Origin of the sequence: Pseudonocardia ailaonensis, from assembly GCF_039531635.1 — a bacterium.
In the GTDB taxonomy this organism is placed as follows: Bacteria; Actinomycetota; Actinomycetes; order Mycobacteriales; family Pseudonocardiaceae; genus Pseudonocardia; species Pseudonocardia ailaonensis.
The window spans coordinates 472,003-491,360 of sequence record NZ_BAAAQK010000005.1 but is presented as its reverse complement, the minus strand read 5'-3'; the positions used below and the strand labels follow the sequence as shown (position 1 = coordinate 491,360).

Sequence of the window (19,358 nt, the reverse complement as noted above, 5' to 3'; positions counted from 1 at the left end):
TCGCCGATCGTGACCAAAGGGTGACGTGAAGTGGACATCGCGACACCTCGTGATTACCCTGGAGTAACTTGGCCCGAACCGAGGTAAGCCTCAGCTGACCGGAGCGTTCCAGCGTTGCGCACCGGTGAGCGGTCCGGTCGCGAGCGGTCCCGGGCCGAAACCGGTGGCGGTGTTCCCGGGTCCGGTGCTCATCAGCTGCGACACCGGCTGGAAGAGCGGGAGGACCGGCAGCTGCGCCCAGAGCACCCGCTCGACGGTGGCCAGCTGGTCGGCGTTCGGGGTGGCGGCGGAAGCCAGGGACTCGAGAACGGGCTGCAGGGCGGCGGAGCAGAAGCCGCTCGGCAGCGCCGGCGGGTCGGGCAGGGCGGGCGTCGGGTCGGGGCACCCGTAGTCCGACGCGAGCTGGGGCCCGAGCGGTCCGCCCACGGCTCGCGGCTCCACGATCAGGTCCGCCCGCACGGCCGAGCTCGGGGCCGGGCTCGCGGACGCGCTCGCGCTGGGCGGCGGGGTCGTGGTCGGTGTCGTCGTGGTGGTCGCGGGACCCCCGCTGGTCACCGGGGCCGCCGCCGTCGTGGGGGTCGCGCTCGTGGCGGGCGGCGCGGTCGTGGGCGGCGGGGTGGCCGCCACGGTGCGCTGGGTGAAGAGGTCCGCGGCGGGCGGCGCGACCACCTGGGTGGCGATGCCCGCGGCCTGCAGCTGTGCCGCGACCGCCTTCGCGACCTCGACGTCCGCCGGCCGTTCCGCGCCGGCGGCGATCACCAGCCGCAGCGGGGACCCCCCGAGCGTCCAGGCCCCGTTGCCCTGGCGCGTGTAGCCGGCCTCGACGAGCAGCTGGGCGGCCGCGACCGGATCGGGGCGGGCGGGGGCGGCGGCCGGGGCGGTCGAGGCGTAGCCGGGCTGCGACGGGGCGAGCCCGAACGCGTCCGCGGCCAGGGCGTCCGGGGCGACGGCCGCGCGCAGCTTCTCCCGGTCGAGCAGCGCCCCGACGGCGTGCCGCACGCGGACGTCCGCGAGCGGCCCGAAGTCCGAGCGCAGGGCCAGGTCGGTGACCGTCGGCTGGGGCGCGGCCTGCAGGTGCAGGCTCGGCGCCAGCGCGGCGAGGGCCTGGGTGAGCTGCGGGGTCGCGGTCGGCAGGGCGACGTCGACGTCCCCCACCCGCAGGCCCTCGGCGAGGGTCTGTGGGCCCAGCCGGCGCAGCACGATCTGGTCGAGGGTGGCGGGGGTGGCCCAGTAGAGGTCGTTGCGGGCGAGGATGACCTCGCCGCGCGCCCGGTCGACCGTGACCACCCGGAACGGGCCGCCGGAGGTCGGCAGCCCGCCCTGCAGCGCCCCGGTCCACGAGCCGGGGGCGTCCTTGAGGATCTGGGCGGGCAGCAGCCCCGAGAACAGGTGCTGCCACTGCGGGTAGGCCTCGTCGAACACCACGTCGACGGCCTTGCCGCCGGCCCGCGACCGCACGTCCGTGACGTGCCGGTAGCCCTCGGAGTCGATCGTGCCCGGCTGGCTGCGCATCTGCTGCCAGAGGTAGACGAAGTCCTCTGCCGCGATCGGCGAGTTCGACGCCCACGAGGCCTGCACGTTCAGCTCGTAGGTCACCGTGAACGGCGCCGTGGAGACGACCTCGGCGCTGGTCGCGATCGTGCGGTCCAGCTGGAGGTTCCCGTCGGCGTCCGGGCGGAACACCGAGGGCAGGACCAGCGTGGACAGCGCCGTGGTGACCGGGGACCGGTCCGCGATGAGGTGCGGGTTGAAGCCCGCACCGAGATCGTCCACCCCGACGACGACCTCCGTCGCCTTGGCGACGGGCGGCGGCGCGGGCGGCTGCGGGTCGGGCCGGGTGACCGGGGAGTTCGAGCACGCGGCCACCAGGGTCACGAGCGCGGCGCAGAGCAGCGCCAGCAGGGCCCGCCCCGTTGCGCCGATCACGACCCCTCCCCGGCGGGAGCCCGGGTGCGCCCGCGCGGCCATCGTCGCATCGCGGGCGTCACGCGGGCGTTCGGGGTTCCTCCGCTCCGGTGGGCTACTGCCCGGCCCCGGCGTTCGCCGCCTTGGCGCGCGCCCGGGCGCGGCCACGCGCGTGGCTGTCCAGCTCCACCTTGCGGATCCGGACGTTCTGCGGCGTGACCTCGACGCACTCGTCGTTCGCGCAGAACTCGAGGCTCTGCTCGAGGGTGAGGATCGTCGGCGGGGTGAGCTTGATCAGCTCGTCCCCGGTCGACTTGCGCATGTTGGTGAGCTTCTTCTCCCGCACGATGTTGACCTCGAGGTCCTCGTTGCGGGTGTACTCGCCGATCACCATGCCGTTGTAGACCTGGGTGCCGGGGCCGACGAACAGCACGCCGCGGTCGGCGAGCGCGTCGACCGCGTAGCCCGTCACCGGGCCCGAGCGGTCCGCGATCAGCGAGCCGCGCAGGCGGTTCGTGATCTCCCCGACCCAGGGGCCGTAGCCGTCGAACACGTGGCTGGCGATGCCCGCGCCGCGGGTGATCGTCAGGAACTCGGTGCGGAAGCCGATCAGGCCGCGCGAGGGCACCCGGAAGTCCAGCCGGACGCGGGTGTCGCCGTGGACCATCTGGCTCATCTCGCCCTTGCGGGCGGCCAGGAGCTGGGTGACGGGCCCGAGCGAGTCGGTGGGGACGTCGATGCTCAGCTGCTCGAAGGGCTCGTGCACCTTGCCGTCGACCACGCGGGTGACGACCTCGGGCTTGCCGACGGTCAGCTCGAAGCCCTCGCGGCGCATGGTCTCGACGAGGATCGCCAGGGCGAGCTCGCCGCGGCCCTGGACCTCCCAGGTGTCCGGGCGCTCGGTGGGCAGCACGCGCAGCGACACGTTGCCGACGAGCTCCGAGTCCAGCCGGCTCTTCACCTGGCGGGCGGTGAGCTTCGCGCCCGGGTGCGGGTCCCGCCCCACCAGCGGGCTCGTGTTGATGCCGATGGTCATCGAGATGGCCGGCTCGTCGACGTGGATGCGCTCGAGCGGGACCGGGTTCTCCGGGTCCGCGAGCGTGTCGCCGATCATGACCTCCGAGATGCCCGCGACGGCGACGATGTCACCGGCGACCGCCTCGTCCGCCTGCACCCGGGTCAGGCCCTCGGTGCGCAGCAGCTCGGTGATCTTGACGCGGGAGACGGTGCCGTCCTCCTTGCACCAGCCGACCTGCTGGCCGCGGCGGATGACGCCCGCGCGGACCCGGCAGAGCGCGATGCGGCCGAGGAAGGTCGACGCGTCGAGGTTGGTGACGTGCGCCTGCAGCGGCGCGCTCGGGTCGTCCGTGGGCGCGGGGACGACGTCGAACAGCACGTCGAACAGGGGCTGGAGGTCCTCGGAGTCCGGCAGCTCGCCGTCCCCGGGGCGGTTGCGGCTGGCGCGGCCCGCGCGGCCGGAGGCGTAGACGACCGGGAGGTCCAGCAGGTGGGCGGTCTGGTCCTCGTCGAGGCCCAGCTCGTCGGCCAGCTCGAGCAGCAGCTCGAGCGACTCGTCGACGACCTCCTCGATCCGCGCGTCCGCCCGGTCCGTCTTGTTGACGACGAGCATCACGGGCAGGCCGGCGGAGAGGGTCTTGCGCAGGACGAAGCGGGTCTGCGGGAGCGGGCCCTCGGATGCGTCGACCAGCAGCACGACGCCGTCGACCATCGACAGCCCGCGTTCCACCTCGCCACCGAAGTCGGCGTGGCCGGGGGTGTCGATCACGTTGATCGTCACGCCCTGCCAGTTCACCGTGGTGTTCTTCGCGAGAATGGTGATGCCCTTCTCGCGTTCGAGGTCGCCGGAGTCCATCACGCGGTCGACGGGCTCGGCCCGCTCGCCGAAGGCGCCCGAGGCGCGCAGCATGGCGTCGACCAGGGTCGTCTTTCCGTGGTCGACGTGCGCGACGATCGCGACGTTGCGCAGCTCGCGCGTGCCGTCCGGCAGGCCGCGGTCGGCGGTCTGCGGGGCGTCGGCGAGTGTGGATCCGGCTGTGCTCACAATTCACGGTATCTCGTGCGGAGTATGGACCTTGCCGGGAGGTCAGCATAGGCTCGCCTCACGATGGCCAAGGTGAAGAAGAAGTGCTGCCGCTCGAAGCCCAAACGGTGCAAGAGCTGCCCGGTCGTGGCGCTGCGTCTGTCGAAGATCGACAAGGACGGAATGTCGTCGAAGCAGTACACCCGCGCCGTCAAGATCGCCCGCGTCTACTGAGGTAGAGGCCCTGCCGGAGGGTCCGACCCTCCGATGTGGACGAACCCGCGCCGCTCCCGCCGAACCCCCTGCCGCACCCCCCGGGGAGCCGGCCGGACCCGGCGAGGCGCCCGATCGCCCGAAATGACCAAGCTCACACGGTGATCCGGGCCGCCCGACACCGCCGAACCCGCGAGTCGGCACTTCGGGTAGGCCGAGACACACATCGGCGACGACCTGTCGGGCCCGACCCGTGCGAGCCGGCATCCGGGCTCAGCCGGCTGCGCCCGCCGGTCGGGCGCGGGGCGCCGTGGCGGCCCGCGCCGCGTCCCCCGCTCGCCCGGCCGCGTCCCCCGATCGCGCCGCCGCGACCCCGTGCCGCCCCGCAGCGGCGACCGTGCCCACCAGCGCCCTGATCGTCCCGGCCCGGTCCGCCACCAGCTCGTGCCGGCCGACCCGCGCGATCGTCCAGCCCGCCCGGCGCAGCACGTGCTCCTGCCAGAGCTCCCGGCGGATCCGCGCGGGATCGACCGGCCGCGCCCACCCCTCCACCTGCACCGCCACCCGCGAGCGCGGGAAGGCCAGCGGCAGCACCATCCCGAGCGCCGGATGGTGCACCCGCCAGCCGATCACCCGCGCGTCGCGGACGGCCCGGACCAGCAGGTCCAGGGTGACCGCCTCGGACCGGACCGCGGCGCCGTCGAGCAGGATCGCCGCGCTCGCCGCCCCGGCCGCGCCCCGGTTGCGGGCGAGCGCCGCCGCCACCTCGGCGAACCCGACCCGGGTCCGCAGCGCGCGGTCCAGGAACCCCGGACCGGCCGCGCCCAGCTCGACCGCGGCCTCCAGCACGGTCAGCGGCGCGGCCGTGACCGGGACGGCCCTGAGCACACCTCGGTCCACCGGGTCGAGATCCCGGCGGCGCACCGTGACGCCGGCCCGCGACCGCGGACCCCGCCGCCGCGGCACGATCACCACGACCTCGCCCGCCGGCGCCGGCGCGAGCCCGTGCCACCAGGCCGCGGCCAGGCCGGACAGCACCGCGCCCTCCCCCGCCCAGAGGACCGCGGCCCGGATCCGGACCTCGTCGGTGAGCCGGTGCCCGCTGTCGCGGTAGACGCGGGGGTGCAGCGGGACCCAGTGCCGCGCGGCGAGCCGGCGGTCGATCGCCTCCCCGGTCAGCCCGGCGCCCCGGGCCTGCTCCCGGGTGAGCACGCCGGCCTGCCGCCGCAGCAGCGTCGCGAGGGACCGGGTCGAGAGGATCTCCATGCTCCCCTTCGACGGATCCCGCGCTCCCCCGGTTCCGTCGCACCCGTCGTGCGTACGTCGCTCAGAGCAGGGTGAGGAGGTCCGGGACCACGGCCCGGTCCGCGTCGACCCAGCCGACGGTCGGGACGTCGCCCGGGCCCAGCCAGCGGATCGCCTTGTGCTCCAACGCTTTCGGCTCGGACGAGCCCGGCAGCAGGCAGGCGGCGTACATCCGCAGGACGAGTGCGTTGCCGTCCGCGGCGGTGAGGGGGAGGTCGGTCCCGAACCGCGCCCCCACCTCGATCTCGGCCCCGAGCTCCTCGCGCAGCTCCCGGGCCAGCGCCTCCGGCTCCGCCTCACCGCGTTCGACGCGGCCGCCGGGCAGCTCCCAGCGCCCGGCGAGGGCCGGTGGCCGGGCGCGCTGCGCCGCGAGGACCAGACCGTCCCGGACCACCCCGGCGCCGACGACCACCGGCGCCGCGGCGAGGATCTCCGCCCGCTCCCGGTAGACGACGGCGCGGGCGGCGAGCATGTCGCGCATCAGCGTGCGGACCCGGAGGAGGTCGGCCACCCGCCCGAGCGGCCCGAGCGGCGAACGCCAGCGGATCTCGTCCCGCATCACGGTGCCGTCGGGGTGGTCGGTCAGGGTCGTGGTGTGCACGAGAGCGGAGGCGAGGCCGCTCGCCAGCTCGGACACCATCCCGTCCTCGGACACGCTGCGGATCCGCGAGCGGTAGGTCAGGCGCACCCCGGGCATCAGCCGGGCCTCGAGGACCACCTCGTCGCCGGGGACCAGCAGCCGGACGCTCGCTGTGTACCGGTGCCGGGCCCGGGCCAGCGACTCGGTCGCCGCGTCGCCGTCGCGCACCACGCCCGCGACGAGCCGTCGGGGCGCCGCGATCACGGTGGAGAGACTCTGCACCGGCACCCGGGAATCCTGTCAGCCCCCCGATCCCCCGGCGCGCCCGCACCCGCCTTGCCGGTGCCGGCTGCCCGCATGTCGCAGATGTGCGTTTCGGGCCCGGCGAGGGCGCCGACTCGCGGGGCGGCGAGGGTCAGGGGGCGGGCCAGCGGGCTTCGAGGCGGGCGCCGCCCCAGGCCGAGGCGCCCGCCGTGACCTCTCCGCCCCGACCGCGGACCAGGGCCTGGACCAGCGCCAGGCCGAGGCCCGCGTGGCCGCCACCCGCTTCCTGGGAGAGCCGCGTGAAGCGGTCGAACACCCGCACCCGGTCCGCGGCGGGGATGCCCGGGCCGTCGTCGGACACGACCAGGCGGGTCACCCGGCCGGCCGGCAGCACCTCGATCCGCACCCGGGTCGGGGCGTAGCGGGAGGCGTTGCCCAGCAGGTTGTCGAGCACCAGCGCGACCTCTCCGGGGGTCGCCGCCACCAGCGCGTTCCCCGGGGCGAGCAGCTCGGGCACCGGGCCGTCGGTACACCGGCCGATCGCCGCCTTCGCCGCCGCCACCAGGTCCACCGGCTCGGCCTCGGCCCGCTGCCCGGCGTCCGCGCGGGCGAGCGCGAGCAGGTCGGAGAGCAGCCCGGACAGCCGCTGGGCCTCGCCCGCGATGTCGCGCAGCGTCTCGTCGGCCAGGGCGGGATCCGGGTGCGCGACGGCCACCTCGGCCTGCGCCCGGATCGCCGCGACCGGCGAGCGCAGCTCGTGCGCCGCGTCGCCGGTGAACCGCTCGAGGCGGGAGACGGCGTCGTCGCGCCGGGCGAGCAGCGAGTTCAGCTCCTCGGCCAGTGCCCGCAGCTCGTCGTGCGCGCCCGGGACGGGCAGTCGGCGGCCGGGCGGGAGGGCGGCGGCGGCCGAGCGCATGCGGTCGACGGGCCGCAGGGCCGCCCGCGTCGCGATCCACGCGGCCAGCGCCACCACCACCGCCACGACCAGGGCCGCCAGGAGGAACCCGACGGCGGCCCGGGCCAGCAGCGTCGAGCCACCGACCAGGTCTCCCGAGGCCATGACCAGCCGCGTCGTCCCGTCCGGGAGCACCACCGGATCGGCGACCCAGCGCGTCGCCGAGCCGTCCCGGTAGACGTTCTCGGCCTTGCCGGCGGCGAGGTTCCGCACGTCGCCGGAGCCCATCGGCAGCGGACCGCGACCGTCGACCGGGGTGCCGGCGGTGTCGGTGACCCGGACCGAGGGTGAGATCCCCCGGTCGTCCGGCGGAACCCCGTCCCGTAGCCGCGTGACGACGATCCCGGCCTGCGTGTGCAGCTCGTTGTCCGCCGCGCCGAGCAGGGTGTTGTAGAGCAGCGCACCGCCCAGCCGGCTCAGCGCGAGCAGCGCCACCAGCGCCACACCCCCGACCACCAGCGTGATCCGCAGCCGCAGCGTCCGCCCGCGCCACCAGACCGCCATCCGCCCGGCCGACCCCACCGGCCGGGCCGGACCCGAGGGTCGGGCCGAACCGGAGGGCCGGGCCGAACCGGGGGGCTCGCCCGTCACCCGGACCCGACGAGATAGCCGTGCCCGCGGACCGTCCGCAGCACGTGCCCCGCGCCGACGGCGTCGAGCTTGCGCCGCAGGTACCCCACGTAGACCTCGACGACGTTGCGGCTCGCGGCCTGCTCGTCGCCCCACACCAGGCGCAGCAGCTCGTCCTTGGCCACCGCGGTGTCCGGCCGGCGGGCGAGCGCGTACAGCAGCTCGAACTCCCGCGGCGACAGCTCGACCGGGGTGTCCTCCCAGGTCACCGAGCGGGACGGCGGATCGACGACGAGCCCGCCGAGCCGCACCCGCTGCCCCGAGCGACCCAGCGCGGCGTCCCGGCGGCGCAGCATCGCGCGCAGCTGGGCGACCAGCACCACGAACGAGAACGGCTTGACGAGGTACCCGTCGGCCCCGAGGTCCAGCCCGTCCGCCTGGTCGACCTCGCCGTCCTTGGCCGAGACCAGCAGCACCGGCGTGTCCACGCCCGCGGCGCGCATCCGTTCCAGCACGCGGTAGCCGGACAGGCCGGGGATGATGATGTCGAGCACCACGGCGTCGAACCCGCCGGTCAGCGCCGCGCGCAGGGCGGAGTCGCCGTCCCCGACCGCGACGATCTCCATGCCCTCGGCTGTGAGCCCGCGGGTGAGCGCGGTGCGCACCCCGGGTTCGTCGTCCACCACCAACACCCTGGCCATCGACGCCGAACCTACTCGCGGCACCCGTCACCCGGCTCAGACGTTTCTCAGCCGCGATACGTCACGCTATGTCCCATGTCGCAGTCGTGGTGGGCACGGATCGGGACCGGGGTCGCGGTCGCCGGAGTCGTCGGGTTGGGCCTGTTGGCCGTGCCCGCGGGGGCCGGGGCGGCGCCCGAGCTGCCTCCGGTGTCCCCGGAGGACCTGGTGACGTCGGTCCAGCAGGCGAAGCCGGGGCCCTTCAACGGCACCGTGGAGCTGGACAACCAGCTCGGCCTCCCGGCGATCCCGGACGTGCCGCAGCTCGCCAACGGCACGAGCACCGCACGCGTCTGGTCCGGTGGGGACGGCAAGGGCCGGGTGTCGCTGCCCAGCGCGCAGGGCGAGAAGACCCTGGTCTCCGACGGCACCACGTCGTGGGCGTACGACTCCGCGGACCGCACGGCCGTGAAGTCCGCCGCCGGCGCCCACCCGGACGCCGACATGACCGACCCCACCAGGAGCGCGGCCGAGGCGATCACCCAGCTCCGGCAGACCAGCGACGTCCGGGTCGACGGGACCGCCGAGGTCGCGGGCCGCCCCGCCTACGAGCTGGTGCTCACCCCGAAGCCGACCGAGCGCACGCTGCTGCGCGAGGTCCGGATCGCCGTCGACGCCGAGAAGCGGATCCCGCTGCGGCTCACGGTGCTGGCCAACGGCTCCACCGATCCGGCCTTCGAGCTGGGCTTCTCCGCGATCTCCTACGGCCCGCAGGACGCCTCGCTGTTCGCCTTCACCCCGCCGCCCGGCACCACGGTGAAGGACGGCGCCGGTCGCCCGCAGACCGGCGCCGCGAAGCCCGAGGGCGCCGCGCCCACCGTGGTCGGCGACGGCTGGGACACCGTGATCGTCGCCCGGATGCCCGCCGGGCAGGCGGCGCCGGACGCCGCACAGGGCCGGGCGCGCCCCGAGGGCACCCCGAACCTCGCCCAGCTCGGCACGCCCGTGAGCGGCAGCTGGGGCAGCGGCCGGCTGATCACCACCGCGGTCGCCGCCGCCATCGTCACCGACGACGGCCGGGTCGCCGTGGGCGCCGTCCCGCAGCAGGTGCTCACGGAGGCCCTGGCCAAGTGACCACCACCGGCGTGCGGGAGGCTGTCGCCGTGACCGCCCCCGCCGCCCGCGCCGCCGGCCTGCGCAAGGTCTTCGGCCGGACGGTCGCGGTCGACGGCATCGACCTCGAGGTACCGACGGGCGCGGTGCTGGGCATGCTCGGGCCGAACGGCTCGGGCAAGACCACCCTGATCCGGATGCTCCTCGGCCTCACCCGCCCGACCGCGGGGACCACCGAGCTGCTCGGCTCGCCCGTGCCGGATCCGGTCCTGCCGCACGTCGGAGCCCTGGTCGAGGGTCCGGGATTCCATCCCTTCCTGTCCGGGCGGGAGAACCTGCGGCGGGCGGCCGCGGCCGAGCCCCTGCTGGCGTCGGCGGCCATCCCGTCCGCGGTGGGAGACGCGCTGGAGCGGGTGGGCCTCGCGCACGCCGCGGACCGCCGCTTCCGCGGCTACTCGCTCGGCATGAAGCAGCGGCTCGGGCTGGCGGCGGCGCTGCTGGTGCCGCGCCGGCTGGTGGTCCTCGACGAGCCGACGAACGGCCTGGACCCGGCCGGCACCCGGGACGTCCGGACGATCATCGGCGAGCTGCACGCCGCCGGTTCCACCGTGATCGTCTCCTCGCACCTGCTGGCCGAGGTCGAGGCGACCTGCACCCACGTCGCCGTCCTGCAGTCCGGGTCGCTGGTCACCGCCGGTGAGCTCGGCGGGCTGCTCGACGCCGGCGCGGCGGGCCTGGTGATCACCACGCCGGACGTCGAACCCGCCCTGGCCGCCCTGCGCCGCGCGGGCGCCACCGCCGTTCGCGACCCGGGCCCGGAGCCCGGGGTGGTCGTCACCGGTGGCCCGGAGGCGCCCGAGATCATCGCGCTGCTCGTCCGGGCCGGCGTGCCGGTCCACGAGGCGAGGCGCCGCCGCCCCCGCCTGGAGGAGCTCTTCGCGCAGCTCACCGAGGGCGAAGCCCCGAGCATCCGCGCCGAGGGGTCCCGATGAGCGAACGGCGCGTTCGTTCACACCTACTGAGCCAGAGGGCCGCTCGCTCATGACCGTGCTCGAACAGCGCACCGCCGCACCGCTCGGCCGGCTGCTGGCCGCCGAGGTGCGCTGGGTGTTCCGCCGCCCCCGCACCCTGATCACGTTGGGGCTCTTCGCCCTCATCCCGATCCTGATCGCGGTCGGCGTCGTCGTGGCGGACCGTAACGGCCCCGGCCTGATCGGGACGATCGCGGGCAACGGCCTGGTCCTGCCCATCGCCGCCCTGACCGTGGCCCTGACGTTGCTGCTCCCGCTCGCCGTCGCGATGGCGGCGGCGGACGCGTTGGCCGGCGAGGCCTCCCACGGCACCCTGCGCGGGCTGCTGCTCGCGCCGGTCTCGCGGCTGCGGCTGGTGGGGGTCAAGGCGTTCGGCGTGCTGGTCGTGGCGTGCGCCGCGGTGCTGGTCATCGCGGTGATCGGAGTGCTGGCCGGCATGGTCGTCGTCGGGGATGCCGACGGGCAGATGGTCACCCTGTCCGGCACCTCGCTGAGCCTCGGCGCGGGCCTGGCCCGGGTCGCTCTCGTCGGGATCTGGGTGGTCGGGCAGCTCGCGGCGGTCGGCGCGGTGGCGCTGGCGGTGTCGTCGCTGACCGAGCATCCGCTGGTGGTGCTGGCCTGCGTGCTCGGCGGCCTGATCGCCTTCGGCGTGCTGGGCGCGATCCCCGCGCTCGACTGGCTGGGGCCCTGGTTGCTGACGTCCGGGTGGTCGGCCGCTACGGACGCCCTGCGGGACCCGATCGACCTCTCCGCCATGGGTTCCTCCACCCTGCGGGCCCTCTGCTACGCCGCGATCGGCGTGGGCCTCACCGTCTGGCGCATGCAACGCCGCGACGCGTGAGCGGCGCGCATCCGGCCGACCGACGTGTGAGCGGCGCGCAGAAGCGGACCGACGCGTGAGCGACGTGCAGCGACGTGCAGTCGGTGGGCGACGCGTGGGCTGATGCGGTCGAGGCCGGGAAGGGCCACGATGGGCGGATGGCCGAACTCCTGAGCGCGGACGCCGTCACGAAAGCCCTGGCCGACCTGGTCGGTTGGGAACGCGACGGGGACTCCATCGTGCGCACCGCCGAGCTCCCGAGCTTCCCTGCGGCGATCGCGGTGGTCTCCCGGGTGGGTGAGGACGCCGAGGAGCGCGATCACCATCCGGACATCGACATCCGCTGGCGCACCCTGACCTTCCGCCTGTCCACCCACTCCGAGGGTGGCCTCACGCAGAAGGACATCGACCTCGCACGCGAGATCAACTCCCGCATCTCCGCCGCCTGACCGCCCCCATCTGCGCGTGGAGGGTGAGGCTTTCGACGCGCGGAATTCCTCTCGACCATCGAGACTGTCCGGTATGACCGTTCCACTCACGCGCCGTCCCGTCCCCGTCCTGCTCTGCTTCGTCGTGGCCGTGGTGATCGTCGCGGTGGTCGGCGGGCTCGCCTCGGCGAACGCCGCGTCCCAGTACGCGACCTTCGACCGCCCCTCCTGGGCCCCACCCTCGTGGCTCTTCGGTCCGGCGTGGACGGTCCTCTACACGCTGATCGCGATCTCGGGCTGGCTCGTCTGGCGCGCCGCCGGCGGGTTCACGAGGCCCGCGCACGTCGTCTACGCCGTGCAACTCGTGCTCAACATGCTGTGGACCCCGCTGTTCTTCGGGGCCGGGCTGCAGTGGGCCGCGTTCGCCGAGATCGTCCTGCTGTGGCTGTCGATCGTGGCGACGATCGTGCTGTTCGCCCGGCACAGCCGCCCCGCCGCGTGGCTGCTCGCGCCCTATCTGGGCTGGGTGACCTTCGCTGCGGCCCTGAATTTCGCGATCGCCGCCTGATACGGTGGCGTCGTGGCGCGCCGATACTGGTTTAGCGAGCCGGCCCGGGATGGGTCGGCACGCGGCGTACCGCTGCGCTGACCACACCATCCCCTCTGAGCCGGAACCCCCTGGGCCGGCTCCATCGGGTCGGTCCGTGAAAGGACCCACCCCATGTCCCCGCTGGACACCCGCCAGACCCTCGATCAGCACCGCACCGCGCGGATCAGTCCGCTGATCTCACCCGCGCTGCTGCGCGACGAACTGCCCGTCGACGACCGCACCGCCGATGTCGTCACCCGTGGCCGGGCCGCCGTCGTCGACATCCTCGACGGCCGCGACGACCGGCTACTGGTCGTCGTCGGCCCCTGCTCGATCCACGACCCGGAGGCGGCGCTCGACTACGCGAATCGTCTTGCGGCCCAGGCGGAGCGGCTCTCCGGGGACCTGTGTGTCGTGATGCGGGCGTACTTCGAGAAGCCGCGCTCGACGGTCGGCTGGAAGGGCCTCATCAACGACCCGGGGCTCGACGGCAGCTTCGACGTCAACCGCGGCCTGCGCACCGCGCGCCGGCTGCTGCTCGACATCAACGCCCTCGGCCTGCCCGTGGGCTGCGAGTTCCTCGACCCGATCACCCCGCAGTTCATCGCCGACACCGTGACCTGGGGCTCCATCGGCGCGCGCACCGCGGCCTCGCAGGTGCACCGGCAGCTGGTCAGCGCCCTGTCCATGCCGGTCGGGATCAAGAACGGCACGGACGGGGACGTCCAGGTGGCGGTCGACGGCATCCGCGCCTCCGGCGCCCCGCACGTCTTCATGGGGATCAACGCGGACGGTCTCGCCGCGCTCGTCCGCACCACCGGCAACCCCGACGCACACGTGATCCTGCGCGGCGGCACGCCCGGACCGAATTACTCGGCATCTGATGTGGACGACGCCAGGGCCCGGCTCGCGAAGGCCGGTCTGCCCGGGCGCGTGGTCGTCGACGCCAGCCACGGCAACTCGGACAAGGACCACGTCCGCCAGGCGCAGGTCGTCCGGGAGATCGGGGCGCGGATCGCCGGCGGGGACACCGGCGTCACGGGCCTGATGATGGAGAGCTTCCTGGTCGAGGGCAGCCAGCCCGTCGACGGCGAGCGGGTCTACGGGAAGTCGGTCACCGACAAGTGCCTGTCCTGGGACACCACCACCGAACTGCTCGACGAGCTCGCAGCTGCGGTCCGCGCGCGCCGCTGAGGACGGTCCCGGGGCTGCCGCCGCGCGGCCCGGCAGCCCCGGGGTCGAGCCTCAGCTCTCGGTGAGCTCCGCCCCGGACGGCACCGGCGGATCCGAGATCACGGTCACCCTGCACACCGAGCGGGCGGACGGCGACGGCATCGCGCCGGCCTCGCCCACACCCTGGAGGAGATCAAGAAGGCCGCGGAGCGTTGAGCTACCCCGCCAGGGCGACGGTGCTGCCGGCCGGGACCCCGTACGCGTCGATCACCTTGTTGAGCTCGACCTGGTAGTAGAGGGTCTGCAGGCCGAAGAAGAAGCAGAGCACCAGCCCGATCCACGGGTTGCAGGTCGGCTGCTGTCCGGCGGAGCGCTGCGCGTCCGCGATCCGGTTGCCGGTGTTGAAGTAGGACACCAGTGGCGCGACGACCGTCCAGAACAGCAGGAGCAGCACGAGCACGGGGCCCGCGACCGGGATCTCGCGGCGGCGGTCGAACTCCGACATCTCCCGGTGGATCTTGTAGTACCAGACGAAGTGGTAGATCCCGAGCGTGATCAGCGGCAGCCCGATCCAGGCGGCGAGCGGGTTGCGGCGCTTCATCGCCAGGCCCGTGGGCGCGAACGCGGGGACGGGGGCGGGCACACCGGCCTGGAAGGGCGCCGCGTACTGCTGCTGCGGGTAGGGCAGGCCCGGGAGCTGCTGGGCATCGCCGTAGTGCTGGGCATCGCCGTACTGCTGAGGACCACCCGGCTGCGGGCCGGACTGCGGGGGCGTGGACACGGGCGTCCTCCGGGTCTGGGATCCGGCGCTTCCGGAACCCACCCGGAGGTCGGAGCGTGCGGGGCGCCCGTTAGCCCCCGTCCGGGTGACACCGGGCCGGCGCCCGTGCCCGATCGACCGTCCGGCTTGGACGGAGCGGGTGCGGCGAGCCTGGGCACTGGACGCCTGGGCACTGGACAGCCGCACCCGCTCCCGCCACGCTTCGCGACGTGACCGGCTCACCGAAGCGACCGAACGTCGGCCAGATCGTGTGCGGTGTCCTCGGCCTGCTCACCCTCGCCACCGGCATCACGGCGACGTTCGTGTTGGGCAGCAACGCCGCGATCGTCGTGGTCCTCGTGGTCGGGACCGCGCTGCTGCTCGTGGCCGCGCTCGGGCCGTCGCTGTCCGAGCTGAGCGTCGGCAGCAGCGGGGTGACCCTCAAGCTCACGCAGGACGCCACGAACGCGGGCGCGCCGAGGGCCGCGAGCGAGTTCGACGACAGCGGGCTGTCCGAGTTCGCCGAGGCCTACACGCTCGTCAACTCCGAGCTGCGCGACTCCGCGTTCACCCCGGCCCGGCTGCATCTCCAGGATTCTCTCGTCGAGCGGGCCCGGGTGGTCGGCCTGCGCGGGACGATCCCGACCGCCGAGGTGCGCCGCCTGTTCCTCAACGGCTCGCCGGTGCTGCGCACGCTGAGCATCGGGCTGATGAAGGGCGATCCCGCCGCGGCCGATCCGCAGCTGCTCTCCTCCGCGGTGGCGGAACCGCTGTCCGCCAACGAGCAGTACCACGCGCTGCGCCTGATCGCGGCGCTGTGGACGCGCTGGCAACCGACCGACCGGGAGCGCCTCAAGCAGGTGGTGGCGGCGACCTACTACTCCGATGTGGACCGTCAGGCGGCGGCACGCGCAATCCTGGCGCTACCGACGACCACGACCCTCACCGCCGAGAGCTGACGCCTCCTCCGCCTCGGCGGACCAGTCCCGGAGCATGGCGACGATCTCCGCCTGCGCCGCGCGGACCTGGTCGACCAGGTCGGACGGCCCCGGCGCCTCCAGCCAGCGGGCGAAGGCCACCCGGAAGACGGAGATGGCGTGCTCCGCGGCCAGGCTCGCCGCGGGCTCGCCGGCCCCTCGCCCCCGCAGCGCGGCGGCCAGCGCGGCGGCGAGCGAGGCCATCTTGATCAGCTCGCGCTCCTGCAGCGCCGGGTGGGCATCGATCACACCCTGACGGAGCCGGGCGAACTCCAGCCGGTCCGCGAAGAACGGGCCCGCGGCCTCCAGCGCACCGACCGCGACGGCGAGCGGCTCGACCCCCAGGTCGGCGGCCTCGACCGCATCGAGGAACGCCGCCTGCAGCTGTTCCTGCCCGGAGAACAGCACCTCGCGCTTGTCGGCGAAGTGCCGGAAGAAGGTCCGCTCCGTCAGCCCGGCGCGTTCGGCGATGCCGGCGACGGTCGTCTCGTCGTAGCCGCGCTCGCGGAAGAGCTCCATGGCGGCGGCCTGCAGCCGTCCTCGCGCATCGGGTGCCCATCGGCTCACCCCTCGACGATAGCCGATGGCAGGGACTGACATGACGCGCTACAGTCGATGTCAGAAGCTGACATCAATCCTGAGGGAGCACCCCATGCGCGTCTTCATCACCGGCGCGAGCGGCCACATCGGATCGCTCGTCACCGCGGAACTGCAGGCCGCCGGCCACCAGGTCGTCGGGCTCGCGCGGTCCGACTCCTCCGCGGCGGCGCTCGCCGCACGAAACGTCGAGGTGTTCCGCGGCGACCTCGACGAGCCGGACAGCCTGCGGCCCGCGGCCGAGGCGGCCGACGGCGTGATCCACCTGGCCTTCGACCACTCGTTCACCGACATGGCGGCCGCCGCCGGCAAGGACCTCCGCGCGATCGAGGTCCTCGGCGGCGCCCTGGCGGGATCGGACCGCCCCCTCGTCGTGACGTCGGGGACGGCCGGGCTCGCGTTCGGCCGCGCGGCCACCGAGGAGGACCCCGGCAGCCCGCAGTCCCCGCGGACGGCGTCCGAGCAGCTCACCCTCGACCTGGCCGGACGCGGGGTGCGGAGCTCGGTCGTCCGGCTCGCCCCGTCCGTGCACGGCCCGGCGGACGCGCACGGCTTCGTCCCGCGGCTCGTCGCGGTCGCCCGGGAGAAGGGCTACGCCGGGTATGTCGGCGACGGGTCGCAGCGCTGGTCGACCGTCCACGGCCTGGACGCCGCCCCGCTCTACCGCCTCGCCCTCGAGTCCGCGCCCGCCGGGAGCCGGCTGCACGGCGTCGGCGAGGAGGGGGTGACGCTGGGCGAGATCGCCGCGGCGATCGGTCGCGGCGTCGGCGTGCCGACGAGGAGCGTGACCCCCGAGGAGGCCCTCGCCGACGCCGGGTTCATCGGCGCGATCGCCGCGATGGACGTCCCGGCGTCGAGCACCGCGACGCAGGAGCTGCTGGGCTGGAAGCCGAGCCACCCGGGCCTGCTGGCCGACCTCGAGGAGGGCTTCTACTTCGCCTGAACCCGCTCCGCGGCGTTGCCGCCAGGACCAGCTCGTCGACACGAGAGACCACGGGGGAAATTTGCGAACGAGTCTGCAGAAAAGTTAACCTGAAGGGTGCCTTCAGAGAGCGAACTCGTACCTCTGCAATTTGACTCTATCACGTCCGATGTGTCCTCGGAAAGTCCCACCCTCGCCGACGAGCTGGTCTCGGAGACCGGTCGGATCCGCCGGTTGCACGAGCTGCTGCTGGCCGAGCTCTCCGACGCCACGGCGCGGGCCCGCGGCCAGCTCGGCGCGGCGGTCGGCGAGGAGCTCAGCGCCCGCTACGAGCGCGACGTGTCGGTCCATCGCTGGTCGGAGCGGGTGTACGCGCTCACGGCGGCGCGGGCCGGCCTGTGCTTCGGGCGCCTCGACCACACCGACGGCAGCACCGGGTACGTCGGCCGGATCGGGCTCACCGACCCGGCGGACGGCGAGAGCGCGCTCACGGACTGGCGGGCCCCGGCGGCCCAGCCGTTCTACTGCGCGACCCTCGCGACCCCCCTCGGGGTGACCCGGAGGCGCCATTTCGAGATCGCCGGAACGGCACCGGAGGAACGCGTCCTCGCCTTTCACGACGACGTCCTGAACCAGGAGACGGATTCCGGTTCGGCCTCTGATCCCGCACTGCTGGCCGCGCTGAAGGCACCGCGCGGCTCGATGATGCGGGACATCGTCACGACCATCCAGGCGGAGCAGGACGCGATCATCCGGCTGCCGTTGCAGGGCGCGGTCGTGATCGAGGGCGGGCCCGGCACCGGCAAGACCGCGGTGGCGCTGCACCGGATCGCCTACCTGCTCTACACCCACCGCGAGCGGCTGGCGCGCAGCGGCGTGCTGGTCGTGGGCCCGAGCGCGGCCTTCATCGGCTACGTCGGCGGGGTGCTGCCCGCGCTGGGCGAGTCGGCGGTGGTCTTCACCACGCCCGGGCGCCTCGCGCAGGGCGTCGTGGCCACGGCCGTGGATTCCGACGAGGTCGCCCGCACCAAGGGTGACCTGGCGATGCTCGCCGTGCTGCGCCGGGCCGTCGAGAACCGGCAGGCGCTGCCGGCGGCGCCGATCGTGATCGAGCTGGAGGACGTCACCGTCGAGATCGACCGGGCCGTCGCCACCGAGGCCCGGCGCCGGGCCCGCGCCACCGGCCTGCCCCACAACGCCGCCCGCACCACGTTCCGGGACGTGCTCGGCGGCCTGCTGCTCGACCAGGGCCTGGAGAAGCTGGGCGAGAGCCTGGAGGACCCGCCCGAGCTCGCCGAGATGCTCAGGGGCCTCGACATCCCCGAGATCGAGCCCGCGGGCGCCGCCGAGGTCACCGCGGAGATGCGGGCCGAGCTGCGCGACGACCTGCGCGCCGAGCGGGCCTTCCACGCCGCCGTCGAGGAGCTCTGGCCGCTCCTGACCCCCGAGCGTGCCCTCGAGGAGCTCTTCGCGTCGCCGGAGCTGCTCGCGGCCGCGGGTGCCCCGGAGTCGTTGCGCCGCAACGAGGGTTCGGCATGGACGGTGGCGGACGCACCGCTGCTCGACGAGCTGGCCGAGCTGCTCGGCGAGCCCCCGGAGCGGACGCCGGTCGAACCGGAGTCCGACAGCCGCTACGCCGCGGAGGTGCTGAGCATCCTGGAGGTGGCGGACCGGCAGATCGCCGGCGAGGACCCGGACGAGGCGCGGCCCACGGACTTCGTCACCGCGGACATGCTCGCGGCCAGGCAGGTGCCCGCCCACCTCGCGAGCGTCGCGGAGCGGGCGGCGTCGGACCGGGAGTGGCGCTACGGGCACCTCGTCGTCGACGAGGCGCAGGAACTGTCCGCCATGGACTGGCACGTCCTGCTGCGCCGCTGCCCCTCCCGCTCGGTCACGGCGGTGGGCGACCTCGCCCAGCGCAGCGCCCCGGCCGGGGCGCAGGCCTGGACGGACGTCCTCGGCCCCCCTCTCGGCGACCGCTGGACCTACCGGACGCTGACGGTGAACTACCGCACGCCGTCGGAGATCATGGATCTCGCCGCCGAGGTGCTCGCGGACTATGCGCCGGACCGGCACCCGCCGCGGTCCGTGCGCTCCACCGGGGAGCAGCCCTGGAGCAGGACGGTGCGATCGGACGGGCTCCGGGCCGTCGTCGAGGCGGAGGCCGCCCGGCTGGAGAAGGGGACGATCGCGGTGATCGCCGCGGACGTCACCGGCCTGGCCGGCCTGCCCGCCGAACTGCACACCCCGGCGTCCGCCAAGGGGCTCGAGTTCGACGTGGTGGTGATCGTCGACCCGGAGCGGATCCGGGCGGTCAACCCGGCCGACCTCTACGTCTCGATCACCCGGGCCACGCAGCGGCTCGGGCTGGTCACCGTCGACCCGGATGTCCGATGACGTGATCCTCCGGTGCGGGTGGGGCTCTCGCCGGGCCC

At 74.4% G+C, this 19,358-nt stretch carries 18 protein-coding genes; 10 read left to right on the top strand and 8 right to left on the bottom strand.

The window, feature by feature from the left end; all coding sequences use genetic code 11:
- Window positions 1-90: 90 nt before the first annotated feature.
- Both ABD324_RS11045 and typA read right to left on the bottom strand, forming a co-directional pair.
- Window positions 91-1,926 carry an ABC transporter family substrate-binding protein gene (locus ABD324_RS11045; RefSeq protein ID WP_344415217.1) on the bottom strand — a complete coding sequence of 612 codons (1,836 nt, stop codon included), beginning with the start codon at window positions 1,924-1,926 and terminating at the stop codon, window positions 91-93.
- A 94-nt stretch (window positions 1,927-2,020) separates the two neighbouring features.
- Window positions 2,021-3,967 carry a translational GTPase TypA gene (gene typA, locus ABD324_RS11040; protein WP_344415215.1) on the bottom strand — a complete coding sequence of 649 codons (1,947 nt, stop codon included), beginning with the start codon at window positions 3,965-3,967 and terminating at the stop codon, window positions 2,021-2,023.
- 72 nt (window positions 3,968-4,039) lie between these two features.
- Here typA and ABD324_RS11035 point away from each other — a divergent pair, with 72 nt between their 5' ends.
- Window positions 4,040-4,180 (top strand): hypothetical protein, encoded by a 141-nt coding sequence (locus tag ABD324_RS11035; RefSeq protein ID WP_344416400.1) that lies wholly within the window; start codon window positions 4,040-4,042, stop codon window positions 4,178-4,180.
- Window positions 4,181-4,432: 252 nt separating this feature from the next.
- Here the strand turns inward: ABD324_RS11035 and ABD324_RS11030 are convergent, their stop codons facing one another.
- The 4 genes from ABD324_RS11030 to ABD324_RS11015 form a co-directional block, all read right to left on the bottom strand.
- Window positions 4,433-5,425, bottom strand: coding sequence for a hypothetical protein (locus tag ABD324_RS11030; RefSeq protein ID WP_344415213.1), 993 nt, complete (start codon window positions 5,423-5,425; stop codon window positions 4,433-4,435).
- A gap of 61 nt (window positions 5,426-5,486) precedes the next feature.
- Window positions 5,487-6,332: an NUDIX domain-containing protein gene (locus ABD324_RS11025; protein ID WP_344415211.1), complete on the bottom strand. Its 846-nt coding sequence runs from the start codon at window positions 6,330-6,332 to the stop codon at window positions 5,487-5,489.
- 127 nt (window positions 6,333-6,459) lie between these two features.
- On the bottom strand, window positions 6,460-7,767 hold the full coding sequence (locus tag ABD324_RS11020; RefSeq protein ID WP_344415209.1) for a sensor histidine kinase: 1,308 nt from the start codon (window positions 7,765-7,767) through the stop codon (window positions 6,460-6,462).
- Window positions 7,768-7,850: 83 nt separating this feature from the next.
- Window positions 7,851-8,534, bottom strand: coding sequence for a response regulator transcription factor (locus ABD324_RS11015; protein WP_344415207.1), 684 nt, complete (start codon window positions 8,532-8,534; stop codon window positions 7,851-7,853).
- A gap of 75 nt (window positions 8,535-8,609) precedes the next feature.
- Between ABD324_RS11015 and ABD324_RS11010 the strand changes: the two genes are divergently transcribed.
- From ABD324_RS11010 to ABD324_RS10985, 6 genes are all read left to right on the top strand, one after another.
- Window positions 8,610-9,647: a LolA family protein gene (locus tag ABD324_RS11010; RefSeq protein ID WP_344415205.1), complete on the top strand. Its 1,038-nt coding sequence runs from the start codon at window positions 8,610-8,612 to the stop codon at window positions 9,645-9,647.
- Entirely contained in the window at window positions 9,644-10,618 is a 975-nt protein-coding gene (locus tag ABD324_RS11005; RefSeq protein ID WP_344415202.1) for an ABC transporter ATP-binding protein, read from the top strand. Before ABD324_RS11010 ends, ABD324_RS11005 begins: the two co-directional genes overlap by 4 nt.
- Before the next feature lie 49 nt (window positions 10,619-10,667).
- Window positions 10,668-11,498: an ABC transporter permease gene (locus tag ABD324_RS11000; protein ID WP_344415199.1), complete on the top strand. Its 831-nt coding sequence runs from the start codon at window positions 10,668-10,670 to the stop codon at window positions 11,496-11,498.
- 137 nt (window positions 11,499-11,635) lie between these two features.
- Window positions 11,636-11,926: a 4a-hydroxytetrahydrobiopterin dehydratase gene (locus tag ABD324_RS10995; RefSeq protein ID WP_344415197.1), complete on the top strand. Its 291-nt coding sequence runs from the start codon at window positions 11,636-11,638 to the stop codon at window positions 11,924-11,926.
- 73 nt (window positions 11,927-11,999) lie between these two features.
- The gene (locus tag ABD324_RS10990) at window positions 12,000-12,473 is read left to right on the top strand and encodes a TspO/MBR family protein (protein ID WP_344415195.1); all 474 of its coding nucleotides are present in this window, start codon (window positions 12,000-12,002) and stop codon (window positions 12,471-12,473) included.
- A gap of 153 nt (window positions 12,474-12,626) precedes the next feature.
- Entirely contained in the window at window positions 12,627-13,688 is a 1,062-nt protein-coding gene (locus ABD324_RS10985) for a 3-deoxy-7-phosphoheptulonate synthase (protein WP_344415193.1), read from the top strand.
- A gap of 196 nt (window positions 13,689-13,884) precedes the next feature.
- Here the strand turns inward: ABD324_RS10985 and ABD324_RS10980 are convergent, their stop codons facing one another.
- Window positions 13,885-14,448 carry a DUF4234 domain-containing protein gene (locus tag ABD324_RS10980; protein ID WP_344415191.1) on the bottom strand — a complete coding sequence of 188 codons (564 nt, stop codon included), beginning with the start codon at window positions 14,446-14,448 and terminating at the stop codon, window positions 13,885-13,887.
- Between the two features lie 209 nt (window positions 14,449-14,657).
- Here ABD324_RS10980 and ABD324_RS10975 point away from each other — a divergent pair, with 209 nt between their 5' ends.
- Window positions 14,658-15,386 carry a hypothetical protein gene (locus tag ABD324_RS10975; protein WP_344415189.1) on the top strand — a complete coding sequence of 243 codons (729 nt, stop codon included), beginning with the start codon at window positions 14,658-14,660 and terminating at the stop codon, window positions 15,384-15,386.
- Here the strand turns inward: ABD324_RS10975 and ABD324_RS10970 are convergent.
- Window positions 15,351-15,971 (bottom strand): TetR/AcrR family transcriptional regulator, encoded by a 621-nt coding sequence (locus ABD324_RS10970; RefSeq protein WP_344415187.1) that lies wholly within the window; start codon window positions 15,969-15,971, stop codon window positions 15,351-15,353. The two genes, ABD324_RS10975 and ABD324_RS10970, sit on opposite strands and share 36 nt — an antisense overlap.
- A gap of 85 nt (window positions 15,972-16,056) precedes the next feature.
- Between ABD324_RS10970 and ABD324_RS10965 the strand changes: the two genes are divergently transcribed.
- Complete coding sequence (locus ABD324_RS10965) at window positions 16,057-16,944, top strand: SDR family oxidoreductase (RefSeq protein ID WP_344415185.1); 888 nt, start codon at window positions 16,057-16,059, stop codon at window positions 16,942-16,944.
- A gap of 150 nt (window positions 16,945-17,094) precedes the next feature.
- The gene (locus ABD324_RS10960; RefSeq protein ID WP_344415183.1) at window positions 17,095-19,320 is read left to right on the top strand and encodes a UvrD-helicase domain-containing protein; all 2,226 of its coding nucleotides are present in this window, start codon (window positions 17,095-17,097) and stop codon (window positions 19,318-19,320) included.
- Window positions 19,321-19,358: the final 38 nt, after the last annotated feature.

Bases quoted from the DNA above. Each gene is read 5' to 3' on its own strand.
- ABD324_RS10965 (WP_344415185.1), top strand. From the start codon at position 16,057: ATGCGCGTCTTCATCACCGGCGCGAGCGGCCACATCGGATCGCTCGTC.
- ABD324_RS11000 (WP_344415199.1), top strand. From the start codon at position 10,668: ATGACCGTGCTCGAACAGCGCACCGCCGCACCGCTCGGCCGGCTGCTG.
- ABD324_RS10985 (WP_344415193.1), top strand. From the start codon at position 12,627: ATGTCCCCGCTGGACACCCGCCAGACCCTCGATCAGCACCGCACCGCG.
- ABD324_RS10990 (WP_344415195.1), top strand. From the start codon at position 12,000: ATGACCGTTCCACTCACGCGCCGTCCCGTCCCCGTCCTGCTCTGCTTC.
- ABD324_RS11015 (WP_344415207.1), bottom strand. From the start codon at position 8,534: ATGGCCAGGGTGTTGGTGGTGGACGACGAACCCGGGGTGCGCACCGCG.
- ABD324_RS10995 (WP_344415197.1), top strand. From the start codon at position 11,636: ATGGCCGAACTCCTGAGCGCGGACGCCGTCACGAAAGCCCTGGCCGAC.
- ABD324_RS11020 (WP_344415209.1), bottom strand. From the start codon at position 7,767: ATGGCGGTCTGGTGGCGCGGGCGGACGCTGCGGCTGCGGATCACGCTG.
- ABD324_RS11030 (WP_344415213.1), bottom strand. From the start codon at position 5,425: ATGGAGATCCTCTCGACCCGGTCCCTCGCGACGCTGCTGCGGCGGCAG.
- ABD324_RS11010 (WP_344415205.1), top strand. From the start codon at position 8,610: ATGTCGCAGTCGTGGTGGGCACGGATCGGGACCGGGGTCGCGGTCGCC.